Origin of the sequence: Hymenobacter volaticus (genome assembly GCF_022921055.1) — a bacterium.
Taxonomy (GTDB): domain Bacteria; phylum Bacteroidota; class Bacteroidia; order Cytophagales; family Hymenobacteraceae; genus Hymenobacter; species Hymenobacter volaticus.
Window position 1 is genome coordinate 1,995,917 of sequence record NZ_CP095061.1, and the last position, 14,248, is coordinate 2,010,164.

At 55.2% G+C, this 14,248-nt stretch carries 14 protein-coding genes and 1 riboswitch; all 14 genes read left to right on the plus strand.

The genetic code is table 11. The annotated features are described in order from the left end of the window. The first annotated feature begins 109 nt into the window (after nt 1-109). The 14 genes from MUN86_RS08605 (at nt 110) to MUN86_RS31680 (ending at nt 14,247) form a co-directional block, all read left to right on the plus strand. Complete coding sequence (locus MUN86_RS08605; protein ID WP_245124180.1) at nt 110-1,279, plus strand: DegT/DnrJ/EryC1/StrS family aminotransferase; 1,170 nt, start codon at nt 110-112, stop codon at nt 1,277-1,279. 105 nt (nt 1,280-1,384) lie between these two features. After that, nucleotides 1,385-2,191, plus strand: a complete 807-nt coding sequence (locus tag MUN86_RS08610; protein WP_245124183.1) for a M48 family metalloprotease — start codon at nt 1,385-1,387, stop codon at nt 2,189-2,191. A gap of 168 nt (nt 2,192-2,359) precedes the next feature. After that, nucleotides 2,360-3,385, plus strand: a complete 1,026-nt coding sequence (locus MUN86_RS08615; RefSeq protein WP_245124185.1) for a Gfo/Idh/MocA family protein — start codon at nt 2,360-2,362, stop codon at nt 3,383-3,385. 342 nt (nt 3,386-3,727) lie between these two features. Continuing rightward, the gene (locus MUN86_RS08620; RefSeq protein ID WP_245124187.1) at nt 3,728-3,934 is read left to right on the plus strand and encodes a hypothetical protein; all 207 of its coding nucleotides are present in this window, start codon (nt 3,728-3,730) and stop codon (nt 3,932-3,934) included. Further along, complete coding sequence (locus tag MUN86_RS08625) at nt 3,927-4,340, plus strand: type II toxin-antitoxin system VapC family toxin (protein WP_245124190.1); 414 nt, start codon at nt 3,927-3,929, stop codon at nt 4,338-4,340. The genes MUN86_RS08620 and MUN86_RS08625 overlap by 8 nt, the downstream gene beginning before the upstream one ends. 63 nt (nt 4,341-4,403) lie before the next feature. After that, a complete protein-coding gene (locus MUN86_RS08630; protein ID WP_245124193.1) occupies nt 4,404-5,153 on the plus strand; it encodes an EcsC family protein in 750 nt (249 codons plus the stop codon). A gap of 213 nt (nt 5,154-5,366) precedes the next feature. Further along, nucleotides 5,367-5,930 carry a MarR family winged helix-turn-helix transcriptional regulator gene (locus MUN86_RS08635; RefSeq protein WP_245124196.1) on the plus strand — a complete coding sequence of 188 codons (564 nt, stop codon included), beginning with the start codon at nt 5,367-5,369 and terminating at the stop codon, nt 5,928-5,930. A gap of 378 nt (nt 5,931-6,308) precedes the next feature. Continuing rightward, complete coding sequence (locus tag MUN86_RS08640; RefSeq protein WP_245124199.1) at nt 6,309-7,010, plus strand: hypothetical protein; 702 nt, start codon at nt 6,309-6,311, stop codon at nt 7,008-7,010. Next, entirely contained in the window at nt 7,007-8,080 is a 1,074-nt protein-coding gene (locus MUN86_RS08645) for a TolC family protein (protein WP_245124202.1), read from the plus strand. The genes MUN86_RS08640 and MUN86_RS08645 overlap by 4 nt, the downstream gene beginning before the upstream one ends. A 174-nt stretch (nt 8,081-8,254) precedes the next feature. Then, nucleotides 8,255-9,523 (plus strand): HlyD family secretion protein, encoded by a 1,269-nt coding sequence (locus tag MUN86_RS08650; protein WP_245124205.1) that lies wholly within the window; start codon nt 8,255-8,257, stop codon nt 9,521-9,523. Between the two features lie 221 nt (nt 9,524-9,744). Further along, nucleotides 9,745-10,359: a hypothetical protein gene (locus MUN86_RS08655; protein ID WP_245124207.1), complete on the plus strand. Its 615-nt coding sequence runs from the start codon at nt 9,745-9,747 to the stop codon at nt 10,357-10,359. Nucleotides 10,360-10,381: 22 nt separating this feature from the next. Further along, nucleotides 10,382-12,004 (plus strand): DHA2 family efflux MFS transporter permease subunit, encoded by a 1,623-nt coding sequence (locus tag MUN86_RS08660; protein WP_245124210.1) that lies wholly within the window; start codon nt 10,382-10,384, stop codon nt 12,002-12,004. 331 nt (nt 12,005-12,335) lie between these two features. Continuing rightward, a riboswitch (SAM riboswitch) is annotated at nt 12,336-12,447 on the plus strand. 340 nt (nt 12,448-12,787) lie between these two features. Continuing rightward, entirely contained in the window at nt 12,788-13,546 is a 759-nt protein-coding gene (locus MUN86_RS31675) for an amino acid permease (RefSeq protein ID WP_311181810.1), read from the plus strand. After that, nucleotides 13,495-14,247, plus strand: a complete 753-nt coding sequence (locus MUN86_RS31680) for an APC family permease (RefSeq protein WP_311182069.1) — start codon at nt 13,495-13,497, stop codon at nt 14,245-14,247. Before MUN86_RS31675 ends, MUN86_RS31680 begins: the two co-directional genes overlap by 52 nt. The last annotated feature ends 1 nt before the right edge of the window (nt 14,248 follow it).

Consider the following 14,248-nt stretch of genomic DNA (forward strand, 5'->3'; position numbering starts at 1 on the left):
GCTGCTTGGTGGCCCGGTAACGCAAGGCGTATGCCCCAGGTTGCGTGGTTTGTGGCCTGTATCAGGCGTCCTTCTATCTTTGAGTTTGTTCATTCGCTGCCTTTCGTCTGTGCCTACTTTTTCCTTGCCCTGCGCGCCTATTCATATGCTGGACCTGCGCGCTCAGCATGCTCCTATTCAAAGTGAGTTGAACGCGGCGCTGCAACAGACCCTGGAGGAAGGTGCCTTCATTCAGGGGCCGGCGGTAGGGCAGTTTGCCGACGAGCTAAGCACGTATTTAGATGGTGCTCATGTGGTGCCCTGCGCCAATGGCACCGACGCGCTCCAACTGGCCCTTATGAGTTTGCAATTGCCAGCTGGCGCCGAAGTTATCGTTCCTGCTTTCACTTATGTGGCCACCCTCGAAGCTGCCGCTGTGCTAGGTTTAGTACCAGTCCCGGCCGATGTTCGCCCCGATACGTTCAACCTAGACCCGGCCGCAGTAGAAGCAGCTCTCACACCGCGCACCGGCGCTATTATCGTGGTGCACCTATTCGGCCAGTGTGCCGACCTAGCTGCCCTGCGGCTTCTGGCCGACAAGCATGGGGTTGCGCTCATTGAAGACAACGCCCAAGCTATTGGAGCCACATTCACTACCGAAACGGGCCAAATTTGGATGGCCGGCACGGTAGGGGAGGTAGGGACAACCTCCTTCTTTCCCAGTAAAAACCTCGGTGCCCTCGGCGACGGTGGTGCCTTGTACACCCACGACCAAGCACGCACCACCTATCTGCGTCAACTAGCTAACCACGGCCAGACTCGCAAATACCACCACGAGCACATCGGCCTTAACTCCCGCCTCGATACTATACAAGCCGCCCTCCTGCGCGTGAAGCTGCGCTACCTGCCACAGTGGACTGCAGACCGCCAGCGCATAGCCGCGCACTATGATGCGGCTCTAACAGGCATCTCTAGCCTGCACATTCCAGCCCGTGACCCGCGCAGCACGCACGTTTTTCACCAGTATACGCTGTTAGTAGAGCAGGAATCTCCTGACAACTCAAGCCGCCGTGACCTGTTGCAGGCATATTTGCAGCAGCAGCAGATTCCGAGCGTTGTGTATTATCCTTTGCCCAACCACCTGCAACCAGCTTATAACTACTTGGGCTACCAAGAAGGGCAGTTCCCGGTAGCTGAACGCCTTTGCCGCACCGTGCTATCCTTGCCCATTCATCCTACTCTGACGGAAGAGCAAGTAGTTGCTGTTGCGGCGGCAGTGCGCACCTGGGCCTCGGCGTAAGTCAGTTGCTGTACAGTAAAGCCGCGCTTGAACGGGAAGCGTGCGGTTGGGTTGGCACTGTTTTTTCTTTCTGCCGTATTACTGTTCTAAAATTTAGTTTCGTCTATGCGCCGTTCATTTCTTACGTTGCTATTGCCGCTAGCCGGAGTAGCCGCCCTCACCACCGCCGCCATTAACAAGCCCACTCAAGGCTTCAACATCTTTCCCATTCAGCAGGATATCGAGCTAGGCGCTCAGGTAGCCAAGCAAACCGATTCGCTTTACCGGGCCAAAGGTCAGTTGCTGGAGCGCTCCAGCAACGCTCGTGCGTATCAGCTGCTTGATGGCGTAGTAAAACGAGTGCTCGACAATGGTAACCTCAATTATCGCACCCAGTTTCCCTGGGATGTACAGATTATCAAGGACGATCAAACACAGAATGCCTTTGCCACCCCCGGTGGCCACATCTATGTTTTCTCGGGGCTGATTAAGTTTCTCGACGACGAGAACCAGCTAGCGGGCGTATTAGGCCACGAGATTGCGCACGCCGACCGGCGGCACAGCACACAGTTGTTGCAGAAACAGTACGGCATTAGCATTTTGTTGGGGGTTATAGCAGGAAATAACCCCAATCAACTCGTGCAGATGGCCGCGGGTATCGGGCAGCTTAAGTTCAGCCGTACCTACGAAACCGAAGCCGATAAATACTCTACCATTTACCTCAACGGCACGCGCTACTATTCATGCGACGGGGCAGCTGGCTTCTTCATTAAAGCCGAAAAGCAAGGTGGCGGCGGTACGCCAGAGTTCTTGAGCACGCACCCCAATCCTGGTTCGCGCATCACCAACATCCAACGGAGTGCCCAACAGCTAGGTTGCACAGGCCGCAACGTCAGCAATTCTAACTTTCAGGAACTGAAGCGGCTGCTGTAGCTCGAGTAATACTTCTCGAAAACATAACATAGCGCATCAGTGTGTTAGGCTCTCGCCTGCATGCTGATGCGCTATATTCGTTGCGGGCATAGGAGCGCAAGTAGATGAAAGAACTGAAGTTTTTTCGCAGCTTGCTGCTCTTTCTTGCACTTATAAACTCATAAGCCGTTGGCTGATTCTCTTTCTGCGGTTCGCTTCGTTGTTTGTGGTGTGGGGCACATTGGCCGTCGTCATGCTTCGTTGGTGTCGCGTCATTCCGGGGCGCAGCTGACCGCTCTTATTGACATACGCGCGGAACTAGCTTCTGAATTGGCCTTGGAGCACCCAGGAGTGCCCTTTTTCGCCTCTTTAGAAGATTACCTGCAGCATGGGCCTGAAGCCGATCTATTAACTATAGCTACACCAAATTACCAGCATGCGCCCCAAGCTATAGTTGGTTTACAGCATGGTTTGCACGTAGTTATTGAGAAGCCAATTGCCTTAAGCAAGGTGGATGCCGAAGCAATTGTACACACTGCGTTGCAAACTGGGCGGTTGGTATTTGGGGTGATGCAAAACCGGTATTCGCCCCCCGCCGCGTGGCTCAAGCAAGTCTATGACGAGGGCCTGCTAGGCGAGATATACTTGGTGCAGTTCAACTGTTTCTGGAACCGCGACGCCCGCTATTACAAGCCCGGTGGGTGGAAAGGCACGCAGGCCCAAGATGGGGGTACGCTTTTCACGCAATTCAGCCACTTCGTTGATTTGCTGTATTGGGTGTTTGGCGACATTACCAATATCTCGGCCCGTTTCCGCGACTTCAATCATGCGGGTCTTACTGAGTTCGAAGACAGCGGCTTGGTCACATTCGATTTAGTGCGCGGCGGTAGTGGCACGCTGCAGTATAGCACTGCCGTTTGGGACCGGAATCTGGAGAGCAGCCTCACGGTAGTAGCTGAACACGGAAGCCTGCGCCTCGGCGGCCAGTATATGGACAAAGTGGAGTACTGTCATCTACGCAACTATACGCTGCCGGTACTGCCCCCAACCAACCCTGCCAACGACTACGGCATGTACCAGGGCAGCGCGGCCAACCACGTTCAAGTAATTGAGAACGTGGTTAATACTGTGCAAAAGCGCAGTTCTGCTACCACCAACGCCCTAGAAGGTTTAAAAGTGGTGGAGATAATTGAGCGGATATACAGTCTCAAGTAGAAGGGCAGAGCGAGCAGGAAAAGCAAGGTGAGTAATCGGCACTTCGCTTATGCATAAGCATACTTCTAAGTTGCTTGACTAAAGCGCTTATCGGTGAAAACTTGATAACGAGATAGTTGTGCCAGTCTCGAGTTCAGTCGTCTGGATAAGTGAGCAGCAGTAGGTTAAGTAGGCTTGCATACATTCCTCAATTGTGCTATAGGTAGGAATAATTATGCTTTATTTATTTTTTGCAGTAACCGATGAATGAACAGGATCTTGGTAAGATTCGTATCTTGCCGATATAGACAAGTTGCCTTCAACCCAAATTGACGGTAAAACTTGCCTCACATCATTGATCGTATGACCCTGACCCAACAAATCATCCAAGAGATTGACTTGCTGCCACCCACTGAGCTGGAAGTCGTTTACCAAGAAGTAGCTAAGCGCATGAGCCACATTAGCCGCGCCACTAAAATTCTGGCTAAATACAAAGGCAAAGGCCGCGGAATTTGGTCTATGGACGCGCAGGAGTATGTTCGGCAATTACGGCAGAGCACTCGTGGCTAAGATTTTTTTTGACACAGCGCCCTTCATTTATCTGGTTGAAAACCATTCGAGCTATTACCAGAAAGTGGCTGACTATTTAACTCAGTCGCTTACTGATGATGCTATGCTGGAAACAAGCGTGCTTACGTACACCGAGTTTTGCGCCAAGCCGGAACAGCTAGGCCGCCCTGATCTGCTGCTCGATTTTGATGATTTGCTGCGAGATTTCGATTTTCAAATGCGAGAAATAACGTTGGGAGCAGCTACCCTGGCCTACCAGTTGCAAGCCAAATATGCTGGACTCAAAGGCATAGATGCTATGCAGATAGCCACCGCCGTTAATTCGGGCTGCGACGTCTTTCTGACCAATGACAAGGAACTGAAGAACGTGCGCGAAATCCAAGTGGTGGTAGTAGCGGAACTCTAGCCTGGCCGGGCTTACGAGTGGAAATTACGCAGCCTATAGCGCGCAATACGCGTAAGCTTTGCTATGACGCCCGACGAAAAACAAGCTTACGCTGAGCTACTGGAGTGGCAAAAGCAAATGCAGCAACCGCCATCCATGCTGAATCGGTTGGCGCGGCGGGTACAGGCGCGTCTTAATGCGTTGTTACCCGAGCGAGTGCACAAGGCCATTACGGCTACCATCAAGCAAATGGTGCGGGCCGTCTTATTTGGGTCAACGTATATCTCGCCCCAGCCGCTTGTAGGAATGCCTCTGCCCGCCCGGGAAACCAGCGTGCGCACCCGTATCCGCTATTACCGCAACACCGCGGCTGCCGAAGGAGCCGTAACGGGAGCGGCTGGCTTTTTCCTCGGTCTTGCCGATTTTCCGTTACTGCTCGGCATCAAGCTGAAGTTGCTGTTCGACATAGCGGCGCTCTACGGCTACGACGTGAAACACTACCCCGAGCGGCTCTACATCCTTCATATCTTTCAGCTGACATTCAGCAGCCAACATACGCGCAATGAAGTGTACCGGCGCCTGGCCGATTGGGAAAATTACTGCAACACGTTGCCCACCGATGTCAACGCATTCGACTGGCGTACTTTCCAGCAAGAGTACCGCGACTACATCGACCTCGCCAAACTAGCGCAATTGCTACCGATTATTGGAGCAGCAGTGGGGGCGGTGGCCAATTACCGTCTCCTGGTACAACTCGGCGAAACAGCAATGAATTGCTACCGCATGAGGCACTTCGCCAAAGAGAGCAGCGAAGTTGTTCCGCACGTTTCCTGAGGCATTCTTGCCGACTCACTGCCCAGAAAAGCTTCAGCGACATTGTCGTTGAAGCTTTTTTTAAGCCAGAATTGCAGTTGGCTTTAGGCTTTTTCGTTTTTTCAGTGCGTACTGCAAAAAGGTGTATCGTGACTTTGGCTCGAATGAGACGTATGCCGTGAGTGCAGCTAGCTGCTAGCTGTACTCACATTACTAGTTGTTTATTCTTCTGGCATGGCGCGCATCTCTCCAACTTTAGCGGCCGAACGGCTATTTCCTTCTGCTGAACAAACCGACGCTATGCTGCGCAACATCACGCAGCGCTACGCCGGTACCGACCCTAATGGCCTACACTTTTGCATGGCCATGGGGCGCCTATTCAACAGCTTGTTCACTAGTATGGACAAACATTTCACGCATTTAGGAATTACCCAAGGACGCCTGATTGTGCTGCTTCACCTGGACGGCGCAACAGCAGGAATTAGTCCATCGACTTTGGCCTTGCATTGCGGCGTGTCGCGAGCAGCTATAACCAAGCTCTTGACAGGATTAGAAAAGCAGGGCTACATTCAGCGGATAATGGCCCCTTATGACCGGCGTGCTCAGACTGTGCAGTTAACCGAGGCTGGTCGCACGTTTCTCGACGAAACCATGCCCAACGACCAGCGCCGGTTGGCTGTCATCATGGAGCCATTTAGCGCACTGGAGCGGCAAGAATTACTGCGTTTGCTTACCAAAATTGCGCAGATGTTTCGGACGGCTATAGAGGAAGAAGGTAGAGAACTGCCAGTACAGTAAGGAGTTGTTGTGCCCTCGTACAGTGTTGTAGCCAACTTAGTGCAGTGCAATCTAAGTGTTCCCGCAGTTTATCTATCTCATCCGAATAACTGCCTACCTACTTTAGTTAACGGGTTAACTATTTCGATAAGGTCGCGTAAGGAAATATACTAAGGGGCCTCTAAACGCTGATCCCGTCCGATTGTAACAACGGTAGTCGGGAGAAGGAAACAGGAAGGGGTAACGGCCCCGATTTGTAGATGCTAGAAGTGGACAATAAACCGGGCCAAACCTTAAAAGTTAATTGCCTGTATTCAAGTAGTATAGGCGTAACAAGTTGGTCTGAGATACGGGGAGGTAGTTGCAAGTAGCGAGTTGTCAAGCAATAGCTTATTCGATGTGATTGTAGAAAAAATACGTACGCTGGTCAACTCAACGCGTGAGGCTATTCCGATTGGACTGGTGCTACTGCTAGCGGCGGCAGCAGATGCCGAGGCGCAAAGCAGCCAAGGCGGGTCACAGCCAGCGGGAGGCGCTCAGCAGCAAAGCAGCGGACAGCAGGGCATAGGTGGCCCGCCGGCCGGACAACAGCAGCAACAGGAATTGCAGCGTCGGCGCCAGCAAATGCAGCAAGCCAATGAGCAACAGAGTGCGTCGCCCGCTCCCATAAATCCAGCAAGTGCACCAGCTTCCATGAGCCAGGGAGGCGCACCGGGTCAGGCTGGCACGGGTAGCCAAGGAGGGCAACCAACTTCTGGCGCGGGAGGTGCTGGAACTCCCGGCGAACCTCGGGGCGCTACTACGCCGCGTGCTCCTGTTGGAGGAGCCATGCGCAATTCGAGTAGCCAAGGAGTGCAAACCGGAGCGGCTCGCGTATTGGACGTAGCTCCAGAGCGCCTGAGTTTGCCCGAGGCTATGGCTATTGGACTAGACAACAACTTAGCCACTTTGTTGGCCACTGAGCGGGCCGAAGAGGCGCGGGCATTGCGACAGCAGGTGCGGTCCTTTTTGTTGCCTAACGTTACGGGTACAGCGTATCAGCAAAACCGCACACTCAACCTGGCAGCCCAGGGCTTGGGTGGCGGGGGAGCGAGGAAATGATGGGTGGTGGCATGGGCGGCGGAGCACCCATTCCATCTTTCGTAGGTCCTTTCAATACGTTCGATGCTCGGCTCAACTTCTCGCAAACTATCCTCAACCTTGCCGCGCTGCGCGAATACAAAAGTACCAAGGCCGCCGTGCAGGTAGCCGACCTAACGGCCCAATTGGCCCGCGAACAAGTGGCTACATTCGTAGCATTAGCTTATCTCACAGCCCAGCGCAGCAACCTGGAAGTGCAGGCTGCTCGCGCCGACTTCACGCTGGCGGAAGCCCTACGTGAACTGGCTGTTAAACAACGAAACGCCGGTGTAGCCAACGGTATTGATGTAGTGCGCGCCGAGTCGCGGGCTGCACAGGAACGGCTACGGGTGGTGCAGGCCGAAGCCAATGCCGAGCAAACTCGCCTCGATTTGGAGCGTGCCGTTGGCCTGCCTCAAGGCAGCGCTACCCGGCTCGTCGATACGTTGGGCGTCCGCGCCGAAGCGGTGCCGCCTGTGGAAGTGGCTTTGCAGCAGGCGCTAGCGTCGCGGCTTGATACGCGCATTGCCGAGCAGACCATCGAGCAGCGCGCTCTCGACCGCCGCGCCCGCGCCGCGGCCCGTTACCCCGTTGTCAATGCCGTCGGCGATTATGGCCAATCAGCTAATACGCCTTTCAAGAACGACCGTGCCACGCGCACCTACGGCGTGCAACTCAGCGTACCCGTGTTCGATGGGGGCTACACCCGTGGCCGAATAAATGCCGCCCTGAGCCAGCAGCGCCAAGCTGAATGGCAGCTTGGCAATACGCGCGGCCAAGTGGAACAAGATGTGCGTACGGCTTTGGTCGGTTGGCGCTTAGGAGCCGAGCAAGTGCGAGCTAGTGAAGAGCAGTTTCGTCTGGCTACGCGCGAGCTAGAGCTAGCCACCCAGCGTTTCCGGGCCGGTGTGGCCGACAATACGGAAGTACTGGAAGCACAGGCTGGCTTAGCCAACGCTCGTGCGCTACGTGTGCAAGCGTTGGCGCAGTACAGCGCGGCGCGTCTCAATTTTGCAGCTGCTACCGGCACGGCCCAAGCTTTCCGTTTATGATCCAGTGACTTAGTGTTTTAGCGATTCAGTGAATTCAATATTTCAACCGCGCAGCTAGAATGCTTAAATCCTAACTCACTTTCCAAGCCACGACCTCACTACTTCTCGCCAGATGGCTGAAAATACAACGCAACCCGCCGCCCGCACTGCCCCCGCGACCCTGCTAGGCGGCAAGTGGCTGATCCTTCAGACGCTCCAGACCTTAGTGCCCGCGGTCGGCGTAAGGTAGAGCAACAGCCCCAAGACGCACCCGACGAAACCACCAAAACGCCCGTTTATAAGCGGCCGTGGTTTGTGATAGGAGCCATCATTTTGGTGCTGGCGGTACTGTTTTTCGGAATACGATACTACCTGCATGCCCGCGCCCACGAGTCCACCGACAACGCGTTTATTGAGGGCGACGCAGTACGCGTGAGCCCCCGCACGGCTGGTACGGTAAGTAAAGTATATGTACGCGACAACCAGTTAGTGCAAGCCGGTACGTTGCTGCTGGAGTTAGACCCGCGCGACTACCAAGCGAGGCTCAACCAAGCCCAAGCCGCCGTAGTGAGTGCGCAGGCGCAGCGAGATGCTTCTGCCCGAGCTGCTACGGCGCGCCGCAGTGTGATTGATCAGCAGCGGGCCCAGTTGGCGGCCGCCGGGGCGTCGTTGGAACAGGCGCAGGCGGAGGAGCGAGCAGCGAAAGCCCAAGCCGCCCGCGACGCCCGTGACGAGCAACGTTACGCCGAACTCTACAAGACCGATGCAGTATCGCGCCAGCGCTACGACCAAGCCCAGACCGCAGCCCGTACCACGGCCGCTCAGGCCGATGCGGCCCGCAAGCGCACCCAAACTGTGCGCGCCCAAGTGGCCCAAGCCCGAGCCGCCGTGGCCCAAGCCGACAACGATTACCGCCAAGCCACCGAACAAATTGGCGTAGCGGAAGCGCAGATAGGAGAGGCCCAGGCCGCCGCCGAAGAAGCTAAGCTGCAGCTTTCGTACACTAAAATCTACGCCGCTGAAACCGGACGGGTCACGCGCAAAGCCGTAGACGAGGGTCAAACTGTAGCAATAGGGCAGCAACTCATGGCTCTCACCTACGGTCAGTTGTGGGTAACGGCCAATTTCAAGGAAACTCAACTCGAAAAGATGCGGGCGGGTCAGCCGGTTGAATTGGAGGTAGATGCCTATCCGAGCGAGAAGTTTCGGGGCAAGGTAGAGAGCTTTCAGCGCGGCACCGGCGCCCGCTTCAGCTTGCTGCCCGCCGAAAATGCCACCGGCAACTATGTAAAAGTGGTGCAGCGCATCCCCGTCAAAATCGTGTTCGATGGCCAGCCCAACCTGCACTTACTGGCCCCCGGTATGTCGGTGGTGCCCGAAGTAGATATCAGCGTTGAGCCAACTGAGAAACCTGCTGCTCCCGACAATGCTTCTACCCGGCCACGTGCTGCAGCCGCTCGATGAAGAGGTATGCTGCCGTACCAACACCATCAGCCCGTCATGCTGAGCGGAGTCGAAGCATCTCGCTCGACTCGTTGGGTTAGCATGGCAACCTCGGCACGCGAGATGCTTCGGATGCGCTCAGCATGACGGTCACTATAGCAACATCAGCAGGATATAGACTTTGGTAATCGGCTGCTGTGTAAAGCATAGCAGCAAAACAATTCAAGTAGAATACATTATCAATGGAAACCCAACCCAATCCGTCGGGCCGCTGGCAAGCTGATCTGAATAACTTCTTTGCTACTGTAGACCGCGAAAATCAGGCGTTCAGCCACAACCTCACGCGGCAGGGTGCTTTCTACAGTGAAGTGGCGCGGCCTGCTTTGGAAGCAGCCGCCGAAGCTTTGCGCCAACACGGCCGCACCTGCGAAACCGGCCTCGACCACAGCCGAATCTACCTGATTGTGCACCGACCAGAGGGCCCCGTGGAATTTCAGTACGCCGTAGTAGCCGGAGCGCGCATCGAAACCGTCACGCCCTACATTCACTGCTGGTTCGAGGAAAACGAGCTAGCCGACAAAGCCGATGACGCCGCCGGCCACAAAGAGGAAGCAAAGGAAGACGAGGACGATAAAGAAGAGTCAGGCGACGAGGCCGAAGGTGAGGATGAGGGACAGGATGGGAAGAAAGACGACAAAAAGCCGGCCCGCACAAAGACCATCGAATTACTCAGCACCTGGGCTGAAGGACGCGAAATCGAGAGTGTTACCCGCGAGGAAATTCTAGCTGATTTCACCACGCACTACAAGGAAGCCGTGACGCGGCTGCGCACGCATTTGCACACCACGCCGCAGTAGTGGCCGTTCGAAATCCTAGTCCATGAGCCAGACCAAAGCCTTGAAAAAACCAGCGGGCAATGACGCCGCAACCCAAGGGGGCAACCTCAAATGGATAATTGCAGTGACGGTGGCTATGGCAACCTTCATGGAAGTGCTGGACGACACCAGCGTGTCGGTGGCACTGTCGCAGATAGGCGGCAACCTGAGTGCCGCCGAAGACGAGGTGACGTGGGTAGTAACGGCGCAATTGGTATCAAAGGCGGTAGTGCTGCCGGTGGCCGGGTTTCTGGCTACGGTAGTGGGGCGTAAGCGCCTGTTTTCGATTTGCCTGCTGGCCTACGGGGCTACCTCACTGCTGTGCGGCTTGTCGCCAACCATTGGGTTTCTGGTGTTTATGCGGGTAGTACAGGGACTGAGCGGCGGCATGCTTTCCCCGATGGCGCAGGCCATCCTGACCGATACCTTTCCGCCGGCGCAACGCGGGCTGGCGTTTGCGGCTTATGGCGTGGCTACGGTGGTAGCACCCACCGTGGGGCCCACGCTAGGCGGCTACCTCGTCGATAATGCCAGCTGGAACTGGGTGTTTTTCGTGAACGTGCCGGTAGCCATCGTAACGGCTTTTTTGGTGTCAATACTGGTGAAAGATCCGCCGGCTATGGTGAAGGAGAAGGCCGCGAAATGGGCAGGTGGGCTCCATGTCGACTATATCGGGTTGAGTTTGCTGGCAGTAGGGCTCAGCGCCCTGCAATATGTACTGAGCCGCGGCGAACGGGAAGAGTGGTTTAGTTCGGGCGCTATTATGACACTGTCGGTGGTGGCTGCTGTAGCCTTAGTGGCCGGGGTGATATGGGAGCTACGTTCCAAAGACCCCGTCATCGACCTGAAACTACTCCAGCACCGCAATTTCGCGGCGGCGGTGCTAGTGATGTTTGCGGTAGGAGCGGTGCTGTTTAGTAGCTCTACCCAGCTGCCATTGTTTCTGCAGAACCTATTAGGCTACACGGCCGTGAAAAGCGGTTTGGCTATTTCGCCAGGCGGGGCGGCGGTGTTGCTGTTGATGCCCGTGGTTGGGGTGCTGTCGGGCAAGATGCAAGCGCGTTGGATGATTTTGCTAGGCTTGATTATCAGCACCTTCGCATTGTTTAACTATGCCCACGTCCTCAGCTCTGATATCGACTTTGTCAGTGTAGCCAAGGCCCGTGTGTTTCAAAGCGTGGGCTTAGCGTTTCTATTCGTGCCCATCAGCGTGGCGGCTTATGTAGGAATTGCCAAAAATAAAACCAACCAAGCGGCCACGCTCATCAACTTGGCGCAGTCGTTGGGTGGCAGTTTCGGTATTGCGGCCATCACCACCCTGATTGCGCGGCGCGCGCAGTTCCACCAAAGCCGCATCATCGACAGCCTCAACTTTTCTAATCCCAACTACGAAGCTGGCGTGCAAAACCTAGCTTCCACGCAAGCCGCCGTTGGGGGTAGTTTGGCAGAAGCAACGGAGCGCGCTCAAGCCACCATTTACGGCGCCGTGCAGCTGCAGGCCAACATCTTATCCTACGTTGATTCCTTTTACCTGCTAGGATTTGCCTGCTTGCTGTCTATACCGCTGGTATTTTTTATGCGCGCCAACAAGCCCGGCCAAAACGAACAGGCCGGCGCCGCGGGGTAGAGGTGAGCAGTCAATGGAGTATAAATTATTCCTATTGTATAATCCGTCTGTCACGCTGAGCGCAGCCGAAGCATCTCGCTTGTGTGGTAACCCCTAATGCATGCAACGATTCGAGCGAGATGCTTCGGCTGCGCTCAGCATGACTGATATAGTTTGGCGACGACAGCATGTCAGATGCTTCACTTAATGGAGCGGATGATAAAGACAGTGAAGCAAAGTGCTTTTCAGCGGCACGTAGCGAGAGTCTATTTCCAACTTCTACGCGGCACTTGTGAATGCGCGAAGGGTGGACTTACCTTTGCGGCACCAATTCTTTACCGACGAAGGATTGTTTTTATACAGAGGCGCTGAGAGACAGGCTCTAAGACGCGCCGGCAACCCCCGCTACCCGCGGAACGGTGCCAACCGAAGGCCAGCGGATTCACTCTCTGGCTATATAAAAACAAGTTGCCGTGCCTCATTCACTGAACACCCCGCTTTTCCTACTTGCTACTTCATTCGCTGCGCCTGCGGGCCGCGGGTGGGTTTGTTGTGGCGTGGGTTGTTGTTGCTGAGCGATACACAAAAGTTGATTTCTAGGGTTTCCCGTCGTATGGTGCTGCGTCCTGCGCCCATAGGCACCTAATCAGTCCTGCTTCCAATTACTTTTTCCTTATCTGGTCTAAGCCTAACGGGCTGCGTATAACGCGGGCATTACGTTCGCACTACCAGCCACTTGGTGTATCCACAACCAGGTTTACTCAACGGGTGAGCGTGCTTTAGCGCGTGCCTACACAACTTTTTATGCTTAAAAAATCATTGGAACTACTGCGGCTTGAAGCTGCCGAAACTGGTTCCCACACGCTTAAACGAAGTCTGAACGGCTTCAACCTGATTACCATTGGTATCGGGGTGATTATTGGAGCGGGCCTGTTCTCGCTCACCGGAATTGCTGCCGCCAACAACACCGGCCCGGCCGTAACGCTCTCGTTTGTGGTGGCGGCTGTTGGCTGCGCGTTTTCGGCCCTCTGCTACGCCGAGTTTGCCTCTATGGTACCCGTGTCGGGGTCGGCTTACACCTATGCCTATGCCACCATGGGCGAGCTGTTTGCCTGGATAATTGGGTGGGACTTGGTGCTCGAATACTCGGTTGGGGCGGCTACGGTAGCCATCAGCTGGTCGCAGTACTTGGTGAAGTTTCTGGCTAAGTACAACCTGCACATTCCGGCGCAAATAGTCATGTCGCCCTTCGAAACGGCCACGCTGGCCGATGGCACGTCGGTGCATGGTTTCGTGAACGTGCCGGCTATGCTGATTGTGCTGGCTATTACGGCCATTATCATTCGCGGGACGTCGGGGTCGGCGTGGTTCAATGCTTTGGTCGTCACGCTGAAAGTAGCGGTGGTGCTGGTGTTTATTGCCCTAGGCTGGCAGTACATCGACCCAGCCAACTACCAACCCTATATCCCGAGAATACCGGGACGTTTGGGGAGTTTGGGCTTAGCGGCATTCTGCGCGGGGCGGGCGTTATCTTCTTCGTGTTTATCGGCTTCGACATTGTAGCCACGATGGCGCAGGAAACCAAGAACCCGCAACGCAACATGCCCATCGGCATCATCGGCTCCCTGTTGATTTGCACCGTGCTGTTCGTGCTATTCGGACACGTAATGACTGGTTTGGCTAACTACACTGAGTTCAAAAACAGCGCCGCGCCGGTGGCTATTGCCATCGAAAAAACGCCGTATGCCTGGCTTTCGGCGGCCGTTATTCTGGCAATTATCATCGGCTACACCTCGGTTATTCTGGTGGATTTGTTGGGACAGAGCCGGGTGTTTTTCTCGATGGCCAAGGATGGGTTGCTGCCGCCAGTGTTTGGTAAGATTCACCCCACGTTCCGTACGCCGCTGCAATCCAACCTGCTGCTCGGCTTATTCATTGCCCTGTTTGCGGGCTTCGTGCCGATTTCAGTAGTAGGCGAAATGACCAGTATTGGTACGCTGCTGGCCTTCGTGATGGTGTGCTTGGGTATCCTCATTATGCGCAAGAAAGAGCCGAACGCGCCGCGTGGTTTCCGCACGCCGTGGGTGCCCGTGGTACCTATTCTCGGCATCCTGACTTGCTTGGTAATGATGGTGTCGTTGCCGTGGGAAACGTGGTTGCGACTGGCCGTGTGGCTGGCTATTGGCCTAGCTATCTACTATGGCTACGGCAAGAAGCACAGCAAGCTGCGGCAACAAAGTGAGTTGCCTGCACAAGAAGTATAGA

Coding starts and splice junctions, on each gene's coding strand:
- MUN86_RS08610 (WP_245124183.1), top strand. CDS start 1,385: ATGCGCCGTTCATTTCTTACGTTGCTATTGCCGCTAGCCGGAGTAGCC.
- MUN86_RS08620 (WP_245124187.1), top strand. CDS start 3,728: ATGACCCTGACCCAACAAATCATCCAAGAGATTGACTTGCTGCCACCC.
- MUN86_RS08630 (WP_245124193.1), top strand. CDS start 4,404: ATGACGCCCGACGAAAAACAAGCTTACGCTGAGCTACTGGAGTGGCAA.
- MUN86_RS08635 (WP_245124196.1), top strand. CDS start 5,367: ATGGCGCGCATCTCTCCAACTTTAGCGGCCGAACGGCTATTTCCTTCT.
- MUN86_RS08645 (WP_245124202.1), top strand. CDS start 7,007: ATGATGGGTGGTGGCATGGGCGGCGGAGCACCCATTCCATCTTTCGTA.
- MUN86_RS08655 (WP_245124207.1), top strand. CDS start 9,745: ATGGAAACCCAACCCAATCCGTCGGGCCGCTGGCAAGCTGATCTGAAT.
- MUN86_RS08660 (WP_245124210.1), top strand. CDS start 10,382: ATGAGCCAGACCAAAGCCTTGAAAAAACCAGCGGGCAATGACGCCGCA.
- MUN86_RS31675 (WP_311181810.1), top strand. CDS start 12,788: ATGCTTAAAAAATCATTGGAACTACTGCGGCTTGAAGCTGCCGAAACT.